Source organism: Nonomuraea sp. NPDC049714 (assembly GCF_044465295.1).
In the GTDB taxonomy this organism is placed as follows: domain Bacteria; phylum Actinomycetota; class Actinomycetes; order Streptosporangiales; family Streptosporangiaceae; genus Nonomuraea.
In genome coordinates this window covers 839,444-860,751 of record NZ_JBITLM010000001.1, presented here as the reverse complement: position 1 = coordinate 860,751, position 21,308 = coordinate 839,444, and the positions used below count along the sequence as shown (strand labels likewise).

Genomic DNA, 21,308 nt, shown 5'->3' with positions numbered 1-21,308 from the left:
GATCAGACGGGATCCTGGTAGAAGGCGTCGAGGGTGTCGCCGTAGCGCTGCTCGACGGCCTTGCGCTTGACCTTGAGGCTGGGGGTGAGCTCCCCGCCCTCGACGGTGAAGTCCTGGGCCAGGATGGCGAACTTCTTGATCGTGGAGTAGCTCGCCTGCTCGGCGTTGACCTGCTCGACCGCCTTCTCCACCTCCTCGCGCATCCGCGGGTGCCCGCGCAGCTCCTCCGGGTCGGTGGGCAGGCCGAGGGACCGCGCCCACGGTACGGTCACGTCCAGATCGAGCGTCACCAGCGCCGTGCAGTAGTTGCGGCGGTCGCCGTGCACGAACACATGCGACAGGTACGGGCACGCCGCCTTGAGCCGGCCCTCCAGATAGGTGGGCGCGACGTACTTGCCGCCGGAGGTCTTGATCAGCTCCTTCTTGCGGTCGGTGATGGACAGCCGCCCCTCGGCGTCGAGCTCGCCGATGTCGCCGGTGTGCAGCCAGCCGTCCTCCAGCGCCTCGGCCGTCTCCTCAGGCAGCCCGTGGTAGCCGCGCATGACGCCGCGCCCGCCGATCAGGACCTCCCCGTCCTCGGCGATGCGCACCGTCGTGCCGGGGAGCGGCGGCCCGACCGTGCCGAACTTCACGCTGCCGGGCCGGTTGAAGAAACTGCCGGCCGAGGACTCGGTGAGGCCGTAGCCCTCCAGGATCGTCAGCCCCGCCGCGTCGAAGAACTCGGCGATCTCCGCCGAGAGCGGCGCCGCCCCCGAGATGAAGAAGCGGATCCGGCCCCCGAACCTGGCCCGCAGCTTGCCGAAGACCAGCCGGTCCGCCACCGCGAACTCCAGCCGGGTGGTCAGCGGGACCGCCGCGCCACGCTGGCGCGCCCGCACCACCCGGACGCCGGTCGCCCGCGCCCACTCGAAGATCTTCAGCTTGACGCCGCCCTCGCGCTGCTGGGTGGCGGCCACGGTGTTGTGGATCTTCTCGAAGATGCGCGGCGCCGCGGCCATGAAGGTCGGCTGGAGTACGCCCAGATTGTCGGCGATCCGGTCCAGGCGGCCGTCGATCGCGGTCGGCACCCCGACGCCGATCATCACGACCTGCAGCAGCTTGCCGAACGAGTGCGACAGCGGCAGCCACAGGAAGTGCAGGTCGTCGCCGGTGAGCAGGCCGAGCTCGCGGACGGCGCCGGCGGCGTACAGCCAGTTGTCATGGGTGAGGACCACCCCCTTGGGGCGGCCCGTCGTGCCGGAGGTGTAGATGACCGTGGCCACGGCGTCCGGCCCGATGGCGTCCACCATGGCGTCGTAGTCGCCCTCGCCGCGCACCGAGTCCAGCGTGATCACCCAGCCGTCGTCGCCGGGCGTACCGTCGATCACCACGACCCGCGTGACGTCGGGCAGCTCCTCGCGCACGGAGGTGAGCTTGGCCACCTGCTCGTCGTTCTCGGCGATGACGATCGTGCTGCCGGAGTCGGTGATGACGAACGCCGACTCGGCCGCGGTGTTGGACGGGTAGATCGTGGTGGTGGCCGCGCCCGTCGACAGCACCGCCAGATCGCACAGCACCCACTCGAGCCTGGTGGAGCAGAGGATCGAGACCTTGGTGCCCGGACCGGCCCCCAGCCCGGCCAGCCCGAGCGCCAGTTCGCGCACCCGCTCACCGACCTCCCGCCACGACATCGAGCTCCAGCCGTCGCCTGACGGCGTGCGGTAGCCCTCGGCGTCGGGAGTGGCCGCGATCCGGTCGCGGAGCAGGACGGGGATGCTCGACATGCCTGACCTCCTGTGGGGGGAATGAGCAGACTCTAAGGCGAACGAAGCGGATCAGTCGATGGTCCCGGCCTGCCACGTGCTCCCGGACGTGCTTCCCACCAGGCCTCCGGCGCGCACCTCCCACACGCCGCAGGCGCACCGGAGGTAGGAGACGGTCCCGTCGGAGGTGAGATGGGAGGAGACGACGGTCATGGCGAAGGGGTCGTGGAGATGTCTGGAGTCCATGGGACCAACCTGATGTAATGGCCTTATGCTTTTCAATACTTACGGGGGAAACGGGGCCGCGCTGTCGGCCGCGCTGGTCAACGCCACCGACCTCCGTCCGGAGCCGCTCGCCGCCCTGCTCGCCGAGCACGGGATGGTGCGCACCGCGCTCACCCCGGCCGAGGCCGTGGAGGTGGCGGCGTGGGCGCGGCGGCTCGCGCCGGTCTTCGGGGAGCCCGTGCGGGACAAGCAGATCGGGCTGGTCAACGATCTGCTGGCGATCACCGCCGCCAAGCCGCACATCAGCGCCCACGACGGCTACGAGCCGCACCTGCACTTCTACTCGGTCGAGGCGGACATCGTCTCCCGCGCCAAGGACACCACCTCCGGCGGCCTGGCCATGGCCATCTGCTTCTCCGACGGGAGGCGCCTCGGCCGCTGCGACCGGCGGGGCTGCGAGACGGTGTACGTCGACACCTCACGCAACGGGCGCAGGCGATTCTGCTCGCTCGCCTGCGCCAACCGCGTCAACGTGGCCGCGCACCGGGCCAGGAGCGCCGCCGTCCGCGACGGCGCGGTGGCCTGAACACGGATTGACGTGGTGGGATGAAGCGGGAAATAGTGTGGCGGGTGGCTGCCTCCCGGATGATCTCCTGCGCACTCGCCCTGGCGACACTCACGCTCAGCGCGTGCACCTCGACGGGCCCGACCCTGACCGGCGGCGAGCCCCGGGCCGGCGGGGTCGCCGGAGGTGACGAGTCCGGTGAAACGGCGCGGCAGAGCCCCGCGCCGAGCGCGTTGACCGCCGAGGCGTACAAAGGCGAGCTTGAGACCAGGCACAAGACCATGAGCGGCGCGATCAGGTCCATGGTGGCCGCGCGCACCGTCAAGACCCTGGATCAGCGGGTGGCGCGGGCCCAGGAGGCGCTCGACGGCGCCGCCACCGAGCTCGCCGCGCTGGTGCCGCCGCCCGAGGTCAAGGCCCAGCACGACGCCTATCTCACGAGTCTGCGCGACGTGGCGACCGATCTCGACTCGACCGCCGCCAAGGTCGGCGCCTTCGACCTGTGCACCTCGCCGGCCGTGCTCACCGACCTCGGCGACGGGCTGTCCGAGCTCGACCAGGCGGGCGAGGCACTGGAGGACGCCGGCGACTACCCGGCCGACGTCGTGTCGGTGAAGGCGGGCAAGAAGCAGACCAGGAGGCTGAACAACGGCACCTTCCTGCGCAAGGGCGGTCTGGGCGGGCGCAGCTCGCTGCAGATCCACAACGGCGGCACCCGCGACGCGGTCATCAACGTCATGCGCGGCAAGTCAAAGGTGCTCAGCGTGTACGTGCGCAGAAAGGCCAAATTCAAGATCAACAGTGTCAGTGACGGCACCTACCGGATCTACTTCACCAGTGGTGTCGACTGGGACCGCAAGCGGGGCGCCTTCAGCCGCGAATGCAGCTTCCAGCGGTTTCAGAACTCGGTGAAGTTCAGGACGACCGTCACCGCGACGCAGATCCGGTGGACCGACTGGCGCATCACCCTGCACGCGATCACCGGCGGCAACGCCCGCACCTCGAAGGTCGACCCGGACGACTTCCCCGGCTGAGCCGGCCGTGCGATCCGGGCCGCGCACCTGAAGTGCGCGGCCCGGATCGCTCGATCAGGTCGAGAACAGCTGGTTGACCCAGCTCTTCTGGCGCTTGTGACCGTAGTGGCCGCCATGGTGCTGCTGAGGGGCTCCCCACGCCGGGCCGGGCGCGGGAGGCGGGGGAGAGGCGTGGTAGGCCGTCTCCATCCGGGACAGCGTCTCGAGCTCGCCATAGTCCAGGAAGATTCCCCGGCAGCCGTCACACTGCTCGATGTGGACGCCGTTGCGCTCATATGTCCGCATGTTGCCGCGGCACTTGGGGCACTGCATCTAGTCGGTCTCCTCAGCCTCGTGGTCTTGACCAGAACCTACCGCGCGCAACGCCGTCATGCTCTGACGATTCTGTTGCACGATTCGACCAACGAATGCTCCACCTCGTCGAGTTCCCGGCCCTCGCGGGCGGCGTTGACCGCCGCCACGGCGGCCAGTTGCACGGTCAGCGCCCTGGCGGGCAGGTCGAGGCGCTGCCACGGGTCCTCGCCGGCGCCCAGCGCGGGCCCGCCCGAGGCCTGGTAGGCGCCCAGGAAACGATCCCAGACGGCAGATTCGAGTAACCCCGCGGCATACCAGGCGGCCGGTCTGGCAAGGTCCCACGCCGGGTCGCCGACGCCGAGGTCGTCCACGTCGATGAGCAGCCACCGGTCACGCTGGACGAGCTGGCCCAGATGCCAGTCACCATGGGTCACCAGGGCCGGGGCCGGCTCGGGATCGGGTAACCCCGAGAACGCCAGCCGTACGAGCTGCTCGACGGGACCGTCGCCGGTCATCCGCCGCACCGCGCGGGCCACGCGGGCGGGACCGCCAGCGGCGGGCAGCGCCGGCAGCAGCGTGAGCGGGACGGCGTGCAGCCGGGCGAGCAGCCTGGCCCCCTCCTCCCAGGGCGCGGAGTCCGTCTCGTCCTGCCTGATCGGGCGTCCGGCCGGCCACACCGTCACCGCGCGGCCCGCCACCGACAGCACCTCCGGCTCCAGCGGCGCCAGCATCACCCCGGCCAGCGCGGCCGAGGCGGTCGCGCGCAGCCGTGGCCGCAGCGCCTCCACGTCGTCGCGCAGTGAGTGCGCCTTGACCACCACCTCGCCGCGGCGCAGCACCACCACGTCCGTCCGCGTCGGATGGAGGACGGACTCACCCCTGCCGCCGTACGCGCTCGCGACCCCTGCCAGCTCCGCCTCAAGACCCACTCGTACAGACTAGGGGGCATGAGAATGGGTTTCGCCGTGCCTCAGTCAGGGCCGTGGGCCACCCCGGACAACATGCGCCGGGTCGCCGCCAGGGCAGAAGAGCTCGGCTATCACGAGCTGTGGACCTTCCAGCGGCTGCTCTACCCTGTCGGGCACCCGATGGGCCCGACCTACCGCAGCGCTCACGACCCGCTCGTCACTCTCGCCTACCTGGCCGGGGCGACGACCTCCATCAGGCTCGGCGTGGCCGTGCTCAACGCCTACGTCCAGCCGGCCGTGCTGGGCAAGCAGCTCGCCACGCTGCAGACCGTCTCCGGTGGCAGGCTGACGGCCGGGATCGGGCTCGGCTGGGTGCCCGAGGAGTTCGAGGCCACCGGCACGAGCTTCGCGGGCCGCGGGCGCAGGGGAGAGGAGTTCGTCGAGGTGCTGCGCAAGGTGTGGGGGGACGAGACGGTCGAGCACCAGGGCGAGTTCTACCGGATCCCGCCGTCCTACGTCGACCCCAAGCCGTCCCCGCCGCCGCCCGTCCTGCTCGGCGGCACCGCTGAGGTGGCGTTGCGGCGCGCGGGCCGGCTGGCGGACGGGTGGGTCAGCTCCAGCAAGGAGGACCTGTCGGCGATCGGACCGCGGATCCGGCTGGTCAGGGCGGCGGCCGAAGAGGCGGGCCGCGACTCGGACGCGTTGCGGTTCGTCTGCCGGGGGGTGACGCGGATCAACGAGGGCGGCGGCCCGGACCGGCGGCTGCTCCAGGGCACGCCGGAGCAGATCAGGAGCGACGTCGCCGCGCTCGCGGGCGCAGGGGTGACGGACGTGTTCCACGACCTCAACTTCGCCCCGGACATCGTCAGCGCCGACCCGAAGGAGGCGATGCGCCGGGCGGAGGAGGCGCTGGAGGCCCTCGCGCCGCCGGCCTGACCTCCCGTGCGGGACGAAGGCGCGTCGCCCGCCGTTTCAGCCGCAGGGCGGTGGCGGTCGCCCCGCCGGGTCAGCCGCAGGGCGGTGGCGGTCGCCCCGCCGGGTCAGCCGCCGTATGGGACGGTGATGATCTCCAGGTTGTGGCCGTTCGGGTCGAGCCAGTAGAGGCCCCTGCCGCCGTCGTTGGTGTTGATCTGGCCGGCGTGCCGGTGGTGGGGGTCGGCGTAGTAGTCGAGGCCGTTGCGCTTGATGCGCCCCCAGATCTCGTCGAACTCGTCCTCCCCGACCAGGAAGGCGTAGTGCTGGGGATGCACGTCGGACCCGGCCTGGACGACGTCGAGCGAGACGCCGTTGCCGAGTTCGACCACTTTGAACGGTCCGAAGGTCGCGGCCGGTGGCAGGCCGAGGACGTCGGTCAGGAATTCGGCGGTCGCGTCCCTGTCGTGGGCTTCCACGATGGTGTGGTTCAGATGCACGGACACGGGTGTGCTCCTTCCGGGCTTCAGGGCCAGGCTACGCCGCGCGGGCCAGCCGCAGCGCCTCGGCGGCGACGGCGGCGCGCAGGTCGCGGATGCCGTCGCGGCCACGCAGCGGGTGCACGGCGTTGGTCAGCAGGATCACCGTCAGCCGGTGCGCCGGGTCGACGACCAGGCTGGTGCCGGTGAACCCGGAGTGCCCGAAGGCGCCCTCCAGGGGGCCGACGATGCCGGGGTCGCCCAGGCGCACGCCCAGCCCGTGCCGGAACGGCGCGCCCTCGGCCCCCTGGTCGCGCAGCATCTCGGCCACGCTCTCCGGGCGCAGCATGGGGCCGCCGCCGAGCCGGAGCGCCTCGCCGAGGCTCAGCAGGTCGTCGGCGGTGCCGAACACCCCCGCGTGCCCGGCGACGCCGCCGAGCGCGTGGGAGGTCTCGTCGTGGACCTCGCCCCGCACGCAGCCGGGCCCCGGGCGCTCCGGCTTCCACTCGGTGGCGGCGATCCGGGGCAGCAGGCGAGCCGCGGGCCGGTAGCCGGTGTCGGCCATCCCCAGCAGCCCGGTGACGCGGGCGCGGACCAGCTCGTCGAAGGGCGCGCCGCCGGCCACCTCCGCCACCCGGCCCGCCATGATCAGGCCGACGTCGGAGTAGAGGTACGGCCCGCCGACGGGTGCGGTGATCGGCGTCTCCAGCATGGCCGCCATGCGCGTGGCCGGCTCGGCGTCCGGCAGTTCCAGGTCGATGCGGCGGGTGGGCTGGAACCCGGCCGTGTGGGTCAGCAGGCGGCGCGGCGTGATCCGCGCGTCGCGGCCGGGCAGCCAGGTCGCCACCGGCTCGTCGAGATCCAGCAGGCCGTCCTCGGCCAGCGACGCGATGACGGACGTGGTGAACAGCTTGCTGATCGAGGCCAGGTCGAAGATCGAGTCGCGGCGCGCGGGCGGCCGGTCCCGCGCGAGGGTGTACGCGGCGTCGCCGTAGCGGACCAGCTCACCGGCGGCACGGGCGGCGAGCACAGCGCCGTCCACCGCGATCAGCGCCACCGCGGCCGGGCACACACGCGGCACCGCGTCCGCCAGGATGGCGTCCAGCCGATCGGACATCCCTCAACCTCCCCGTAGAACCCGTAGAACCCGCAGCACGGGTGTGTGCCGAGCTCAGCCGCTCAGGGCGTCGCTGAGGCGCTCGCCGTGTGAGTGCAGCAGGGCGCGGGCCTGCTCGGCGTCCAGGCTGTGCTGGATCATCAGCACCGCCACCTTGGCCTGGCCCCCGGCCGCGTCCAGGGCGCTGGCGGCGACCTCGCGGCCGACGCCGGCGATGTCGCTGACCATGCGGACCGCCCGTCCCGCGAGTTTGCTGTTCATCGCCGACATTTCGATCATCTGGTTGCCGTACGTCCGTCCGAGCCGGACCATGGAGACCGTGGAGATCATGTTCAGCACCAGCTTCTGGGCGGTGCCGGCCTTGAGCCGGGTGGAGCCGGTCACCACCTCCGGTCCCACGACGACCTCGATGGGGTGCTCGGCGGCGGCCGACAGCGGCGCGCCGTCGTTGCACGACAGGCTGACGGTCAACGCCTCACGCCGGGTCGCCTCCGCCAGCGCGCCCAGCACGAAAGGGGCGCGCCCGCTGGCCGAGACGCCCACGACCGAGTCGAGCGGGCCCACGTCAAGGTCGGCGAGCGCGGCGGCGCCCGCTTCGGCGTCGTCCTCCGCGCCCTCGACGGAGCGGGTCAGCGCGTCCGGGCCGCCGGCGATGACGCCCTGCACGAGCTCGGGATCGGTGCCGAAGGTCGGTGGGCATTCGGAGGCGTCGAGGACCGCCAGCCGCCCCGACGTGCCCGCGCCGACGTACAGCAGCCGGCCGCCCTTGCGCATGCGGGTCGCGATCGCCTCGATCGCGTCGGTGATGGCGGGCACGGCCAGCGCGACGGCCGCGGGCACGGTCGCGTCGGCCTCGTTCATCAACGCGACGATCTCGCCCGTGGGAAGCCGATCGATCTGGCTGTAGCGGGGATCGCTCTGCTCGGTGGGCAGCTCAGGTAGCGGATCAATCATGACGCTAATTTCCACCCTTTACGTATCTGTTGTAAATATCTTTCAGACTATGGGGTTATGTCATATGTACGAACCGGAGCTGAACGGCTGGCCGCGGACTCCGCGCTCGCAGGCGGAACGCGCCTCGGCCTGATCACCAACCCCACCGGGGTCCTGCCCGATCTGACCCACACCGCCGACGCCCTGCTGGCGGCCGGCGTGCCGCTCACCGCCCTGTTCGGGCCCGAGCACGGCGTCCGGGGCACCGCGCAGGCGAACTTCAGCGAGCCGGACACCGTGGACCGCCGCACCGGACTGCCGATCTACGACACGCACAAGACCGACGGGGAGGCGCTGGACGAGCTGGTGGCGCGTTCGGGGGTGGACACGCTGGTGTTCGACATCGCCGACGTGGGCGCCCGCTTCTACACCTACGTCTGGACGATGTACGACCTGCTGGCGTCGGCGGCGCGGCTGGGGCTGCGGTTCGTGGTGCTCGACCGGCCCAACCCGCTCGGTGGCACGATCACCGAGGGGCCGCCGCTGGATCCGGCGTTCGCCAGCTTCGTGGGCAGGTTCCCGCTGCCGGTGCGGCACGGCAGGACGGCCGGCGAGCTGGCCACGCTGTTCGGCTTCGACGTGGACCTGCGGGTGATCCGGATGACGGGCTGGCGGCGTGACCTCACGTTCGCCGGCACCGGTCTGCCCTGGGTGATGCCGTCGGTGAACATGCCGACCCCCGACACCGCCCTGGTCTATCCGGGCACCGGCCTGTTCGAGGGGACGAACTTCTCCGAGGGGCGCGGCACCACCCGGCCGTTCGAGCTGGTCGGCGCGCCGTACGCGGACGACAGGTTCGCGCCCGCGCTCACCGCGCTCGGCCTGCCGGGGGTGCGCTTCCGGCAGACGTGGTTCACCCCGACGTTCCACAAGCACGCCGGCGCCCCCGTGTGCGGCGTCCAGCTCCACGTGCACGACGAGACGGCGTTCAGGCCCGTGCTGACGGGCCTGTCGATGCTGCACGTGGCCCGCACCCTGTACGCCGATCATCTGGTCTGGCGGGGGCCCGAGCTGTTCCTGGACCACCTGTGGGGCTCCGACACGCTCAGCGCGTGCCTGGACGCCGGCGGGGATCCGCGCGAGCTCTGCCCCGAGCCCGGCCACCCCGATGGCCCGCTTATCTACGGGTGACATCACGCCAGTTCGCGCCCGTACAGCCAGAAGACCCGCTCGGCGCGGGCGCCGACGGCGCGTGAGTAGAACCGCAGCGGGCCGACCCAGCCGATCTGGGCGGTCCGCTGGCCGGCGGCGCGCTGGTCGGCCAGGCAGCGGCGCAGCAGCACCCGCCCCAGCCCCAGCTTCCTGGCGGCCGGCGCGGTGCCCGTCGGGCCGAACCAGCCGGGCCTGGCGCCCCAGGCGGCGAAGGCGAGGACGTCGCCGTCACGCTCGGCGTAGTGGACGCCGGTGGCGGTGGCGGCCTCCCACGCCCAGTTGTCGTTCCAGTGCTCGCGGACGAACGCCACCACCCGCGCGCGGTCCTCGCTCCCCGGCGGGCCCGCCGCGCGCACGCCGACACCGGCCTCCGCCAGCCGCCGCAGGTCCTCGGTGACGCTCAGGTCGGTGCCGGCGCCGAGGTCGGCGGTCATGTTCCAGGCGGAGTGGTAGCGCTCGTAGCCGAGGCTCTCGGCCAGGCAGGCGGCGGCGGTGTAGCGCACGTCGATGCCCGGCCAGGCGTAACACGGCGGGTTGCCGGCGAAGCGGGCCCGCGCCGCGCCCTGCTCGCGCAGCCACCCCTCGGCCGCGCGCACCAGCTCGCGCCCGAGCCCGCGCCCCTGCGCGTCCGGCTGCACGGCCAGCAGGTCGATGTGGCCGACGGCCGGGTCACCGGCGGACATCGACGCCATGGCGACGCCGCCGTCCGCCAGCAACGCCGTCCAGCGCCGGCCCTCAGGCGGGCGGGTCAGCCGCGGCACGAGGTCGGCGGCCTCGTCCACGTCGTACGTCAGCGCCGCCCGCGCCACCTCACCGGCCGCGTCCAGCTCGCGGGCCGAGGGCGGCTCGGCGGGTCCGGCGAGCCGGACACCAACTGCGGGGGCCACCTCACACCTCGCTCAGCGGGCGCGCGATCACGCTGCGGCGCTCGGGGTAGAAGCACGCGTGCTCCTGCGGGAACCCCTCCGTCACCCGCAGCAGCGGACGCTCGTCCGCGCACCGCTCGCCCCGGAACGGGCACCGCCCGGCGAACAGGCACCCGGCGTCGTCCTGGCTCTGGTCCAGCGGCTCCAGCGGCACCACCGGGTGCTCGCCGGGCCGCTCCAGGCCGTGCAGCACCGGGATGGCCGACAGCAGCGACTGCGTGTACGGGTGGACCGGATCGGCGATGACCGTGTCCACCGGGCCGCGCTCGACGACCTGGCCACGGTAGATCACGTACAGCTCGCCGTCGCCACCGATGTAGCGGGCGGTGGCCACGTCGTGCGTGATGAACAGGACGCTGACGCCGAGCCGCTCGCGCAGGTCCTTCAGCAGGGCCAGGATGCCCAGCCGGAGCGACACGTCGATCATCGACACGGCCTCGTCGGCGACCAGCATCTCCGGGTCGACCGTCAGCGCGCGGGCGATCACCACCCGCTGCCGCATCCCGCCGGACAGCTGGTGCGGGTAGCGGGCCAGCACGCTGCCCGCGTCCAGCCCCACCAGCGACAGCACCTCGGCCGCCCGCTCCTCGATCCACTTCTTCGACCGGCCGGTCTGCTGGGCGCGCAGGCTGAGCGGGGCGTGCAGGGTCTGGTGGATGGTCCGGGTCGGGTTCAGGGCGGAGTACGGGTCCTGGTGGATCAGCTGGATCTTGCGGAAGTGCGGCTGCCGCTGCTTGTGCTTCAGCTCCGACATGGCCGTGCCGCCGATGACCAGCTCGCCCTCGTCGTAGGACTCCAGCCCGGCGATGATCCGGCCCAGCGTGGTCTTGCCGCAGCCGGACTCGCCGATGAACGACGCCGAGCCGCCCTTGGGGATGGCGAAGTCCACCCCGCGCAGCGCCCGAACCTCCCGGCCGCCCAGGATGTTGCCGCGCTGCTTGAAGGTCTTGACGATGCCCTGGCCGGTAATCACGCGTGCTCCTTCACGTTCACCGCATGGCAGGCGACGATCCTCGATCCGAGCGGGACCGCCGCCGGGTCCACGGTGTCGCAGACGTCCATGCGCAGCGGGCACCGGTCCCTGAAGACGCAGCCCTGGTCCGGCACCGAGGTCAGCGTCGGCGGCCGGCCCGGCAGCGCCTGCGCCTCGTCGATGTCGCCCACCAGGCGCGGGATCGCCTTGATCAGACCCCTGGTGTACGGGTGACTCGGCGCGCCCAGCACCTCGCGGGTGGGGCCCTGCTCCACCAGCCGCCCGCCGTACATGACGGCGAGCCGGTCGGCGACCTCGGCCACCACGCCGATGTCGTGCGTGATCACCAGCGTGGTCAGGCCGCGCTCGGCGTGCACCTCACGGACGATCTTCAGGATGTTGGCCTGCGTGATCATGTCCAGGGCGGTGGTCGGCTCGTCCAGCACCACCAGGTGGGCGTTGAGCACCAGCGCCAGCATGATGCCGACGCGCTGGCGCATGCCGCCCGACAGCTCGTGCTGGTGCGAGTCGAGCACCCGCGCGCCGTCCAGGCCCATCCGGGCCAGCAGCTCCTTCGCCTCACGGACCAGGCCTCGCAGGTCCTCCACGCCGTGCGAGCGGCCCAGGTCCAGCAGTTGCTTGCCGACCGTCTTGAGCGGGTTCAGGGAGTTCTGGGCCGCCTGGAAGACGTATCCGACGTGCCTGCCCCTGGCCTTGCGCAGCTGCTCGCCGCGCAGGCCCACCACGTCGCCGAGGCCGTCGATGTCGACACTGCCGGCCGCGATCCTGCCCGGCGGCTGGACCGCGTTCAGCAGCGACAGGGCCAGCGTCGACTTGCCGGAGCCGGACTCCCCGACGATGCCGGTGATCGAGCCGGGCTCCAGGGTCAGGCTGATGTCACGCACGGCGGGCAGCTCGCCCGCCGCCGTCTTGTAGACGACCGTGAGGCCGTCGATGCGCACTCCCGGCGCTTGTTCTGGCACTGCTACTCCTCACGCAGCCGGGGGTTGAAGATCTCGTCCATGGCGTCCACCACGAGCACGATGCCGAGGGTCAGCAGCAGGATGGCCAGCAGCGGCGCCAGCATGTACGGCAATGCCGCCGTCGTGGTCAGAGCGCCGCCGCCGAACACGGCGAGGTTGAGCATGACGCCCCAGTTGTCCGCCTCGTAGGGCAGCACGCCCAGGAAGAACAGGCCCACCTGCGCGTACACGGCTCCGGTGACCGCGATGAGCATGTTCATCGCGATGTACGGCGCCATGCTGGGCAGCAGTTCCTTGCCCACGATGTGGCCGGTGGACAGGCCGAGCCCACGCGCCGCCTCGATGAAGCCGCGCTCGCGCAGCGACAGCGTCTGCGAGCGCACCGCCCGCGCCACGCCGCCCCAGCCGAGCAGCCCGAGCAGCAGGCCCATCTCCACGGCGCTGCCGAACTTCCACACCGTCGACAACACCAGCAGCAACGGCAGGCCCGGGATGGTGAGCTTCATGTCGGTCAGCCGCATCAGCACGGTGTCCCAGCGGCCCCGCTTGAAGCCGGAGAACAGGCCGATCGAGGTGCCGAGCACCACCGTGATGATGGCGGTGACCAGCGCGCTCAGCAGCACGTAGCGCGAACCGGTGACGACCAGAGCCACCACGTCGCGGCCCTGACCGTCGGTGCCGAACCAGTGCTCGGCGCTCATCGGCGCGTACAGGGCGGAGACGTCACGCGGCAGCAGCTCGGGGTAGAACATCGGCCCGAACACGCCCATGAAGGCGAAGCCGACCACGATGACGGCGCCGACCAGGCGGCTGGGCTTGCGCCTCATCACCCGCCAGACGCCACGCCAGAAGTTACGGCGCATGGTCGCGGCCGTGCCGGTGGACTCCAGAATGACACTGCTCATGACGATGCCTCCTCGCTGGAGCGGACCCGGGGGTCGATCACCGTGTAGAACAGGTCGGCCACGATGTTGGCCACGATGATCGCCCCGGTGATGAGCAGGAACGCACCGCCCATCAGCGCGTAGTCACGGTTGGTGATGCTGTCGATGAGCAGGAAGCCCAGCCCCGGATAGTTGAAGATCCGCTCGATGAAGATGGAGCCGCCGAAAAGGAGGCCCAGCGAGAGCGCGAGAATCGTGAACAGCGGCAGGATCGCGTTGCGCGCCACGTAGCGGAAGATGATCGACCGCTTCATCCCGCGCAACTCGGCCGCCAGGATGAAGTCGTCGCCGAGCACGGTGACCACGCTCGACTTCATGGCCAGGATCCAGCCGCCGTAGCTGGCCAGCGCGTAGGTCACGACCGGCAGTGTGGCGTGCTCGATCAGCGAGCCGATGTAGGGAGCGTTGAACCCGGGCTCGAACAGGATGTCCGCGGTGCCGCCCGACGGCAGGATGGGGATCAGCGTCGTGAAGATCGCGCCCATCAGCAGCGCCAGCACATACTGCGGCACGCCGTGCAGCAGCGAGCCGGAGACGGCCAGCACGTCGCCGAGCTTGCCCGAGCGCTTGATGGCCGCGTAGACGCCCATGATGACGCCGACCAGGAAGCTCAGCAGCGTGCCCGCGAGCACCGGTAGAACGGTCCACTTGGCGGCCTCGGCCAGCACCGCCGTCACCGGAGTGCCCGGATTGACGACGGACACGCCGAGATCGAAGCGGAACAGTCCGAACAGGTAGTCGCGGTACTGCTCGCCGAGCGTCCCGTCGGGCAGGAAGCCGTACATGACGGCCGTCGCACGCTCGGCGGCCTCCGGTGACATGCCCTGTTCGAGCAGCTTCTGGTAACGGGCCGCGACGGGGTCGCCGGGGATGTTACGGATGATGAAAAAGCTGATCGTGGCGACAACGAGAATCATGACGAGCCCGCGGGCCAGGTGGCCCGCGAGTCGTCGTGCGATGACCATCATGGTCACGGCGCCTTCTTCACCATGCCGAGTTGCATCCAGACGCCGGCCGGCAGACGCAGCAGGTCACTCTCCTGCTCAGGGAAGCCGTTGAAGCGGCTGGTGTTGGTGAACTGGGTGTTCACGTAGTCCCAGAGCTGGATGACCGGGAGGTCCTGGTTGGCGGCCTTGGCGAGCTGGAGCATGATCGGCTTGGCCTCCTCGGCGCTGGCGGCGTTCAGCTTGCCGGTCAGCTCGCCGGGGTTGACCTTGCCGACGCCCTCGACGTCGATCTCCTCGGCGCTGCCCATCCAGTTGCCGGACTTGCCCGCGGGCGCGTGCTTGATCTTGCCCGCGACGTTGGTCCAGCCGTTGGAGGCGCCGAAGAAGCGCTGGAAGATGTCGTACGGCGCGGGGCCGAGCGCGATGAGCCAGAAGCCGGTGTCGTATTTGCCCGCCGCCAGCTCCTCCAGGTAGAGGGGGTAGTCGGCGACCGTGACGACCTCGGCGTCCACACCGTTCTTGGTGAGCTGGCCCTTGATGTTCTCCTGGGCGGAGATCCAGTCGGAGAACCCGGCGGGCGCGGTCATCGTGACCTTCCACGGCGAACCGTCGGCCAGCGCCCACTTGCCGTCCTTCTTCTGCAGCCCGGCCGCCTTGAACTCCTCCTCGGCCTTGGCCACGTCGAACGTGTACGGCTCCAGTGAGCTGAGCTCGGCGCCGAGCCACTCCTGGGCGGGCTTCTGGTGGATGCCGGACGTGGTCACCGCCGCGGTGCCGCCCTCGGGCGAGGCGACCTTGACGACCTCGTCACGGTTGATGAGGTAGGCCAGGCCCTTGCGCACGTGCACGTTGTCGTACGGCTTCTTGGTCTGGTTGAACGCCAGGCCGACGGCCACCGGCGAGAAGCCCTTGATGATGTTGCTGCCGGGAGCCTGCTTGATCCGGTTCATCACGTCGGCCGGGGCCGCGGTGAATCCGGCGTGGTCGAGCTTGCCGGAGATCAGGTAGTTCCAGATCTGCTCGTTGCCGGTGTAGTTGAGGAACTTCACCTGGTCGGGAGCGACCTTGGCGGCGTTGTAGAAGTTCTTGTTCTTGACCAGCAGGGCCTCGCCCGGGTTCACCCGCTCCAGGGTGAAGGGGCCGGCGGAGGTGTCCTTCGGCGGGGCGAAGGCGATGATCTTCTCGCCCAGCGCGGTGATCTCCTCGCGTGCCTTCTCGGCGTCGGCGCCGGTGCCGCGTGAGGTCTTGAGCTTGTCCCAGAAGTCGGCGGGCAGCACGCTGTTCCACACGTGCGCGGGGGCGACGAAGGTGTCGAGCACGCCGCGGGCGAACTTGGCGCTCGGGTTGGCCATGTCCTGCGTGACCTTGACCGTCTGCGCGTCGACGACCTGCACGTCCGCGGCCGCGCCCGCCGCGCCCGGCGTGATGGCGAAGGCGGTGCTGCCCTGGGTGTAGGCGATGCCGATGGAGAGCTTGACGTCCTCGGCCGTCACCGGCTTGCCGTCGGACCACTTGTTGCCCGGGTGCAGCTTGATGGTGATCGACGAGTTGTCCGGGGCGATCTCCCAGCTCTGGGCGATGCCCGGATAGAACTGGTTCGGGTCGGTCAGATGGTTCTTGACCCAGGCGAGCTTCATCGCGTTGTAACCCAGGAAGGAATTGCCCTTCGGGTTGTACGGGTTGGCGGGGGCTTGTGCGTCGATGCCCGGCCTGTTGACGTCGATGGTGGTGAAGAGGCCGCCCCCACCGCCCGAACCGGACTGGTTGGTGGTGCCGCCGCCGCTGCAGGCCGTGACGGCGGCGAGGCTCGCCAGCGTCACTACCGCTGCTAGTCGCTTCATGTACCGCTCCGGGGAAGTTCGGACTTGATGAGGATCTGTCGGGGTTGACCGGACCCTACGGTCAGGGGCAGGGCGCGTCAATAATCTCCAGTGGTTGTGAGGTTAATGTAACTTTCCTTCATAGCCCTGCTGGATGACGCTTCTCTCCACGCTGCGTGCCCTCAGCTTACGTGCATGACGGCAGCGCCTTTGACCTGGTCATTGGACAGATCTGTCAGGGCTTGGTCAATGTCCTCGAAGGCGTAGGAAACGCTGCGCACCACGGGCGGATGCGTACGCACCAGAGCCAGGTAGGCCCGGCCGTCCTCGCGGGTGTTGGCGGTGACGCTGCGCAGCGTCCGCTCCTGGAACAGGTGGCGGTCGTAGTTCAGCGACGGGATGTCGGTCAGATGGATCCCGGCCACGGCCAGCGTGCCGCCACGGTCGAGCGCCTCCAGCGCGGCGGGCACCAGGTCGCCGCTGGGCGCGAACAGGATGGCCGCGTCCAGCGGCTCCGGCGGCCGGTCCAGCGCGGAGGCGGCGCCCAGCTCCAGCGCCAGCTCGCGGTGCGCGGGCGAGCGGGTGACGACGTGCACGACGGCTCCCCGCGCGATCGCGGCCTGCGCGGTCAGGTGCGCGGACGCGCCGAAGCCGTACACCCCCAGCCGGCCGCCCGGCGGCAGGTCGCAGCGCAGCAGCGCCCGGTAGCCGACGATCCCCGCGCACAGCAGCGGCGCCAGCCGCCCGGCCGGCACGTCCTCCGGGAGCGGGTACACGTACGCGGCGGGCGCCGTCAGATACTCGGCGAAGCCCCCGTCGGCGTCCCAGCCGGTGTAGGTGGAGCGGGGGCAGAGGTTCTCGCTGTCGCGCAGGCAGTAGCGGCAGCTCCCGCACGTCGAGCGCAGCCAGGCCACCCCGACGCGGCCCCCGTCGCTCCCGCCGGGCCGCACCACGCGCCCGACCACCTGGTGGCCGGGCGTCGTCAGCGGCCTGCGCGGCGCCAGATCCCCTTCGGTCAGGTGCAGGTCGGTCCGGCACACGCCGCACGCCTCGACGCGCACCAGCACCTCGCCGGGCCGGGGGACCGGCACCGGCCGCTCCACGATCCGCAGCGGCCGGGACCCCATCGGCCCGGGCCGGTCAACCGCCCAGGCCCGCATCGGCAGCGCTCAGCCGCGTGTGCGCGAGCGAGGCGTAGAGCGCGGCCCCGTCCGGCAGCACCGCGTCGTCGAACAGCGCCTCGGGGGAGTGGTTGTACGCCGCCGTCGCCGGATCGAGGTCCGGCGGGCAGGCGCCGAGGAAGACGAAGGCGCCCGGCACCTCCTCCAGCACGTACGAGAAGTCCTCCGAGCCCATGACCGGCTGCGGCGCGACGAAGTAGCGGCCGGGCCCGAACAGCGCGTCCGCCGTCCGCCCGGCGAAGCCGGCCTCGGTGGGGTCGTTGACCGTCACCGGGTAGCCCATCCCGAACGACGCCTCCACACCCAGCCCGTGCGCCGCCGCGACGCCCTCCACCAGCTCCACCAGCCGCCGCTTCACCAGCACCCGGTTGCTCTTGCTGAAGGTGCGCACCGTGGCCTCGAAGCGCGCCTCGTCCGGGATGACGTTGTCGGTGGACCCGGCGTGGAAGCTGCCCACCGTGACCACGACGGGGTCGAACACGTCGAACGTCCTGGTCACCATCGACTGCAGCCCCGCGACCATCTCGCAGCCCGCCTGGATCGGGTCCTTGGCCCGGTGCGGGCTGGAGCCGTGCCCGCCGCGCCCCTTGACCGTCACGGTGAACACGTCGGCCGCCGCCATGATCGGGCCGGGTCGCGAGGCGAACATCTTCGGCGGCAGCATCGAGGAGACGACGTGCATGCCGTAGGCGGCGACCGGAGGCGTGCCCGTCACGGTCAGCACCCCCTCGTCGATCATGTGCTTGGCACCCTCATACCCCTCCTCGCCCGGCTGGAACATGAAGATCACGTCCCCGGCCAGCTCCTCGCGCCGGGCGCTCAGCAGGTGCGCGGCGCCCGCCAGCATCGCCGTGTGCAGGTCGTGCCCGCACGCGTGCATCCGCCCCTCGATCTGGGAGATGTACGGCAGCTCGTTGCGCTCGGCGACGGGCAGCGCGTCCATGTCCCCGCGCAGCAGCACGCCGGGCCCTGGCCGGCCGCCCCGCAGGACGGCGGTGATCGAGCTGAGACCGGCTCCGAGGGTGATCTCCAGGGGCAGCCCGTCCAGGGCCGAGAGCACTTTCTCCTGGGTGCGCGGCAGCGCCAGGCCCAGCTCCGGTGTGGTGTGCAGCGAGTGACGCAGCTGGATGAGCTCGTCCCGCATGTCCTGCGCGGATTCGGTGAACGACATGAAGAACATTGTTCACGTACCAGGTGGGAAGTCGATATGCCTCGCTCGGTACGATGGGCCGCGTGACCGACCGCAGGCGGATCGACTACTGGCTGTCAGACATGGACGGCGTCCTCGTGCACGAAGGGCGGCCGGTGCCCGGGGCCGACACCTTCATCAAGCGGCTCAGCGAGTCGGGCATGCCTTTCAGAGTCCTGACGAACAACTCCATCTACACCCAGCGCGACCTGTCGGTGCGGCTGGCCGGCGCCGGCCTCGACGTGCCGGCCGACTCCATCTACACCTCGGCGCTGGCCACCGCGCAGTTCCTCGACGACCAGCGCCCCGGCGGGTCCGCCTACGTGATCGGCGAGGCCGGGCTGACCACCGCGCTGCATGCCGCCGGCTACGTGCTCACCGACCTCGACCCCGACTACGTCGTGCTCGGCGAGACCCGCACCTACAGCTTCACCCAGATCACCCGCGCCATCCGCCTCATCGACGCGGGCGCCCGCTTCATCGCCACCAACCCGGACCCGATCGGCCCCTCGACCGAGGGCTCGCTGCCCGCCTGCGGCGCCGTCGCGGCCATGATCACCCGGGCCACGGGCGTGGAGCCGTACTTCGTCGGCAAGCCCAACCCGCGGATGATGCGCAGCGCGCTCAACGAGATCGGCGGCCACAGCGAGACCACCGCCATGATCGGCGACCGGATGGACACCGACATCGTCTCCGGCATGGAGGCGGGCCTGTTCACCATCCTCGTGCTCACCGGCGTCACTCAGCGCCAGGAGATCGACCGCTTCCCCTACCGCCCCTCCCTGATCGTCGACTCGGTCGCCGACCTGATCGATATGGTCGAACCCGCAGGACGCTGACCAGCGAAAGTGATTGTCTGGCAGCATGACCCGTATCTACCTCGAACTAGGGACGAAGAAGGTCTTCGCCTGCTCCCTGGACTGGCCCGGCTGGTGCCGTCTGGCCAAGGACGAACAGGCCGCGATCGAGCGGCTGGCGGACTACGCGCCGCGCTACCGGGTGATCGCCGAGCGGGCCGGGCTGGCCTTCGAGCCCGGCGATCCGGTGGTGGTCGCGCAGGTGAAGGGCGGCGACATGACCGACTTCGGCGTCCCCTACGAGGTCCCGGAGCTGGACCTCCAGCCGTTCGACGAGGCGACGGCACGGCGTGAGGTGACGCTGCTGCGGGCCGCCTGGCAGCTGTTCGACGAGGTGGCCGCCGTCGCGCCGGAGGAGCTGCGCAAGGGCCCGCGCGGCGGCGGGCGCGACCTGACCAAGATCGTGCACCACGTGCAGGACTCCGAACGCGCCTACGCCCGCAAGGTCGGCGTCAAGCATCGGCCGCTGAAGTCCCGCGAGGAGCGGGAGGCGATGCGCGCGGAGCTGGCCGAGGTGCTGTCACGCGCCTGGCAGCCGCCGCCGGACACCGGCTGGCCGCCGAGCTACGCCAGGCGCCGGCTCGTCTGGCACGTCATCGACCACCTGTGGGAGATCGAGGACCGGCGATGAGCCTCGGCAGGGACGTGATGTGGACCGACAGGTAGGCCGCCACCGCCTCGGGGACGAGGTGGCGTGAGGTGATCTCCGACTCCGCCAGCGGGAGCCGCTCCACCTCGTAGACGCCGCGCGCGGGGTCCTCGAACTCGGGGCCGTGCCGCAGCGCCGGATCCATCGACAGCAGGCGGCATCCGTACACGTGCTGGACCTTGACCTCGCCCTGCCACGGGTAGCTGACCGTGGTCAGCGGGGTCACGGCGGAGACGGTCGCGCCGAGCTCCTCCAGGAGCTCGCGGTGCAGCGTGTGCTCCAGGGTCGCGTCGCCGGGCTCCACGTGGCCGCCCGGCACCGACCAGTAGACGTCACGGTCGGGCACGGTGCGCCGGAAGACCACCAGGCGCTCGTCCTCGTCCAGCAGAATGCCGCGGACACTGGGTCGCATGCGGACCACCTTATTCGGGCTGTATCTCCTTCCGGTAATCTAACCTACGGTGCCGTAACCTTGAGGGAGAGGATCCTTGTATGGCGATGACCCAGACGCAGCTCCTGCACGAGCTGGAGCCCGTGGTGGCGGGGGAGCTCGACCGCCACGAGAAGGTGGCCAAGGAGTGGTTCCCGCACGAGTACGTCCCGTGGAGCGAAGGCCGTGACTTCGACGGCATCTACGGGGGCGAGGCCTGGCAGGAAGGCCACTCCAAGCTGCCCGAGCCGGCTCGCGTGTCGCTCGTCGTCAACCTCCTGACCGAGGACAACCTGCCGAGCTACCACCACGAGATCGCCACCACCTTCGGCCGTGACGGCGCCTGGGGCACCTGGGTGCACCGCTGGACGGCCGAGGAGGACCGGCACGGCACCGCGCTGCGCGACTACCTGACCGTCACCCGCGCGGTCGACCCGGTCGCGCTGGAGCGGGCCCGCATGGTGCACATGCAGAGCGGCTTCATCACCGAGTACGACACGATGCTGCAGCAGCTCGCCTACGTGTCGTTCCAGGAGCTGGCCACCCGGATCGCGCACCGCAACACCGGCCGGGCCTCCGGCGACGAGGGCTGCGAGCGGCTGCTCGCACGCATCGCCGCCGACGAGAACCTGCACATGCTCTTCTACCGCAACCTGCTCAAGGCCGCCTTCGAGCTGGACCCCAACCAGACCATGCGGGCGGTGACCGACGTCGTCACCACCTTCCAGATGCCCGGCTCCAACATCCAGGGCTTCGCCCGCAAGGCGATGATCATCGCGAACGAGGGCATCTACGACCTCCGCCTGCACCTGGACGACGTGCTCATGCCGGTGCTGCGCCAGTGGGCGGTGTTCGACCAGACCGGTCTCGACGCCCAGGGGGAGCGGGCCCGCGAGGAGCTGTCGGCCTACCTGGAGAAGGCCGACGCCACGGCGGCCAGGTTCGTCACCCGGCGCGAAGAGCGTAGGGCGCGCGCCATGAAATGATT

General features: G+C 70.9%; 23 protein-coding genes. 7 read left to right on the top strand and 16 right to left on the bottom strand.

Annotated features, from left to right (window positions below):
• Positions 1-2: 2 nt before the first annotated feature.
• On the bottom strand, positions 3-1,763 hold the full coding sequence (locus ACIBQX_RS04100; RefSeq protein ID WP_397000382.1) for an AMP-dependent synthetase/ligase: 1,761 nt from the start codon (positions 1,761-1,763) through the stop codon (positions 3-5).
• A 51-nt stretch (positions 1,764-1,814) separates the two neighbouring features.
• Complete coding sequence (locus tag ACIBQX_RS04095; RefSeq protein ID WP_397000380.1) at positions 1,815-1,988, bottom strand: hypothetical protein; 174 nt, start codon at positions 1,986-1,988, stop codon at positions 1,815-1,817.
• A gap of 25 nt (positions 1,989-2,013) precedes the next feature.
• Between ACIBQX_RS04095 and ACIBQX_RS04090 the strand changes: the two genes are divergently transcribed.
• Both ACIBQX_RS04090 and ACIBQX_RS04085 read left to right on the top strand, forming a co-directional pair.
• On the top strand, positions 2,014-2,553 hold the full coding sequence (locus ACIBQX_RS04090) for a CGNR zinc finger domain-containing protein (RefSeq protein ID WP_397000378.1): 540 nt from the start codon (positions 2,014-2,016) through the stop codon (positions 2,551-2,553).
• A gap of 20 nt (positions 2,554-2,573) precedes the next feature.
• Positions 2,574-3,566, top strand: coding sequence for a hypothetical protein (locus ACIBQX_RS04085; protein ID WP_397000376.1), 993 nt, complete (start codon positions 2,574-2,576; stop codon positions 3,564-3,566).
• A 54-nt stretch (positions 3,567-3,620) separates the two neighbouring features.
• Here ACIBQX_RS04085 and ACIBQX_RS04080 read toward each other — a convergent pair whose 3' ends face one another.
• Entirely contained in the window at positions 3,621-3,878 is a 258-nt protein-coding gene (locus tag ACIBQX_RS04080) for a zf-TFIIB domain-containing protein (RefSeq protein WP_397000374.1), read from the bottom strand.
• Between the two features lie 56 nt (positions 3,879-3,934).
• Positions 3,935-4,789: a phosphotransferase family protein gene (locus tag ACIBQX_RS04075; protein ID WP_397000372.1), complete on the bottom strand. Its 855-nt coding sequence runs from the start codon at positions 4,787-4,789 to the stop codon at positions 3,935-3,937.
• A gap of 18 nt (positions 4,790-4,807) precedes the next feature.
• Here ACIBQX_RS04075 and ACIBQX_RS04070 point away from each other — a divergent pair, with 18 nt between their 5' ends.
• On the top strand, positions 4,808-5,704 hold the full coding sequence (locus ACIBQX_RS04070; RefSeq protein ID WP_397000370.1) for a TIGR03619 family F420-dependent LLM class oxidoreductase: 897 nt from the start codon (positions 4,808-4,810) through the stop codon (positions 5,702-5,704).
• Between the two features lie 104 nt (positions 5,705-5,808).
• Here ACIBQX_RS04070 and ACIBQX_RS04065 read toward each other — a convergent pair whose 3' ends face one another.
• From ACIBQX_RS04065 to murQ, 3 genes are read right to left on the bottom strand one after another with little or no spacing between them, the layout of a single operon-like run.
• Positions 5,809-6,186 (bottom strand): VOC family protein, encoded by a 378-nt coding sequence (locus ACIBQX_RS04065; protein WP_397000368.1) that lies wholly within the window; start codon positions 6,184-6,186, stop codon positions 5,809-5,811.
• Positions 6,187-6,217: 31 nt separating this feature from the next.
• Positions 6,218-7,276 carry a serine hydrolase domain-containing protein gene (locus ACIBQX_RS04060; protein ID WP_397000366.1) on the bottom strand — a complete coding sequence of 353 codons (1,059 nt, stop codon included), beginning with the start codon at positions 7,274-7,276 and terminating at the stop codon, positions 6,218-6,220.
• A 54-nt stretch (positions 7,277-7,330) separates the two neighbouring features.
• A complete protein-coding gene (gene murQ / locus ACIBQX_RS04055; protein ID WP_397000364.1) occupies positions 7,331-8,230 on the bottom strand; it encodes an N-acetylmuramic acid 6-phosphate etherase in 900 nt (299 codons plus the stop codon).
• A 57-nt stretch (positions 8,231-8,287) separates the two neighbouring features.
• Here murQ and ACIBQX_RS04050 point away from each other — a divergent pair, with 57 nt between their 5' ends.
• Complete coding sequence (locus tag ACIBQX_RS04050; RefSeq protein ID WP_397000362.1) at positions 8,288-9,400, top strand: exo-beta-N-acetylmuramidase NamZ domain-containing protein; 1,113 nt, start codon at positions 8,288-8,290, stop codon at positions 9,398-9,400.
• Positions 9,401-9,402: 2 nt separating this feature from the next.
• Here the strand turns inward: ACIBQX_RS04050 and ACIBQX_RS04045 are convergent, their stop codons facing one another.
• The 8 genes from ACIBQX_RS04045 to ACIBQX_RS04010 form a co-directional block, all read right to left on the bottom strand.
• Positions 9,403-10,308: a GNAT family N-acetyltransferase gene (locus ACIBQX_RS04045; RefSeq protein WP_397000360.1), complete on the bottom strand. Its 906-nt coding sequence runs from the start codon at positions 10,306-10,308 to the stop codon at positions 9,403-9,405.
• Between the two features lies 1 nt (position 10,309).
• On the bottom strand, positions 10,310-11,320 hold the full coding sequence (locus ACIBQX_RS04040) for an ABC transporter ATP-binding protein (protein WP_397000358.1): 1,011 nt from the start codon (positions 11,318-11,320) through the stop codon (positions 10,310-10,312).
• Entirely contained in the window at positions 11,317-12,303 is a 987-nt protein-coding gene (locus ACIBQX_RS04035; protein ID WP_397000356.1) for an ABC transporter ATP-binding protein, read from the bottom strand. The genes ACIBQX_RS04040 and ACIBQX_RS04035 overlap by 4 nt, the downstream gene beginning before the upstream one ends.
• 2 nt (positions 12,304-12,305) lie before the next feature.
• Positions 12,306-13,208: an ABC transporter permease gene (locus tag ACIBQX_RS04030; RefSeq protein WP_397000354.1), complete on the bottom strand. Its 903-nt coding sequence runs from the start codon at positions 13,206-13,208 to the stop codon at positions 12,306-12,308.
• Positions 13,205-14,215, bottom strand: coding sequence for an ABC transporter permease (locus ACIBQX_RS04025; RefSeq protein WP_397001524.1), 1,011 nt, complete (start codon positions 14,213-14,215; stop codon positions 13,205-13,207). The genes ACIBQX_RS04030 and ACIBQX_RS04025 overlap by 4 nt, the downstream gene beginning before the upstream one ends.
• 2 nt (positions 14,216-14,217) lie before the next feature.
• Positions 14,218-16,035 carry an ABC transporter substrate-binding protein gene (locus ACIBQX_RS04020; RefSeq protein WP_397000352.1) on the bottom strand — a complete coding sequence of 606 codons (1,818 nt, stop codon included), beginning with the start codon at positions 16,033-16,035 and terminating at the stop codon, positions 14,218-14,220.
• Positions 16,036-16,196: 161 nt separating this feature from the next.
• A complete protein-coding gene (locus ACIBQX_RS04015; protein ID WP_397000350.1) occupies positions 16,197-17,174 on the bottom strand; it encodes a zinc-dependent alcohol dehydrogenase family protein in 978 nt (325 codons plus the stop codon).
• Positions 17,155-18,366: a M20 family metallopeptidase gene (locus tag ACIBQX_RS04010; RefSeq protein WP_397000348.1), complete on the bottom strand. Its 1,212-nt coding sequence runs from the start codon at positions 18,364-18,366 to the stop codon at positions 17,155-17,157. Before ACIBQX_RS04010 ends, ACIBQX_RS04015 begins: the two co-directional genes overlap by 20 nt.
• Positions 18,367-18,419: 53 nt before the next feature.
• Between ACIBQX_RS04010 and ACIBQX_RS04005 the strand changes: the two genes are divergently transcribed.
• Both ACIBQX_RS04005 and ACIBQX_RS04000 read left to right on the top strand, forming a co-directional pair.
• Entirely contained in the window at positions 18,420-19,223 is an 804-nt protein-coding gene (locus ACIBQX_RS04005) for an HAD-IIA family hydrolase (RefSeq protein ID WP_397000346.1), read from the top strand.
• A gap of 25 nt (positions 19,224-19,248) precedes the next feature.
• Complete coding sequence (locus tag ACIBQX_RS04000; protein ID WP_397000344.1) at positions 19,249-19,872, top strand: hypothetical protein; 624 nt, start codon at positions 19,249-19,251, stop codon at positions 19,870-19,872.
• Here ACIBQX_RS04000 and ACIBQX_RS03995 read toward each other — a convergent pair.
• Positions 19,835-20,302, bottom strand: coding sequence for an NUDIX domain-containing protein (locus tag ACIBQX_RS03995; RefSeq protein WP_397000342.1), 468 nt, complete (start codon positions 20,300-20,302; stop codon positions 19,835-19,837). The genes ACIBQX_RS04000 and ACIBQX_RS03995 overlap by 38 nt on opposite strands.
• An 80-nt stretch (positions 20,303-20,382) precedes the next feature.
• On the opposite strand from ACIBQX_RS03995, the gene ACIBQX_RS03990 reads away from it, so the two are divergent.
• Positions 20,383-21,306: an acyl-ACP desaturase gene (locus ACIBQX_RS03990; protein WP_397000340.1), complete on the top strand. Its 924-nt coding sequence runs from the start codon at positions 20,383-20,385 to the stop codon at positions 21,304-21,306.
• Positions 21,307-21,308: the final 2 nt, after the last annotated feature.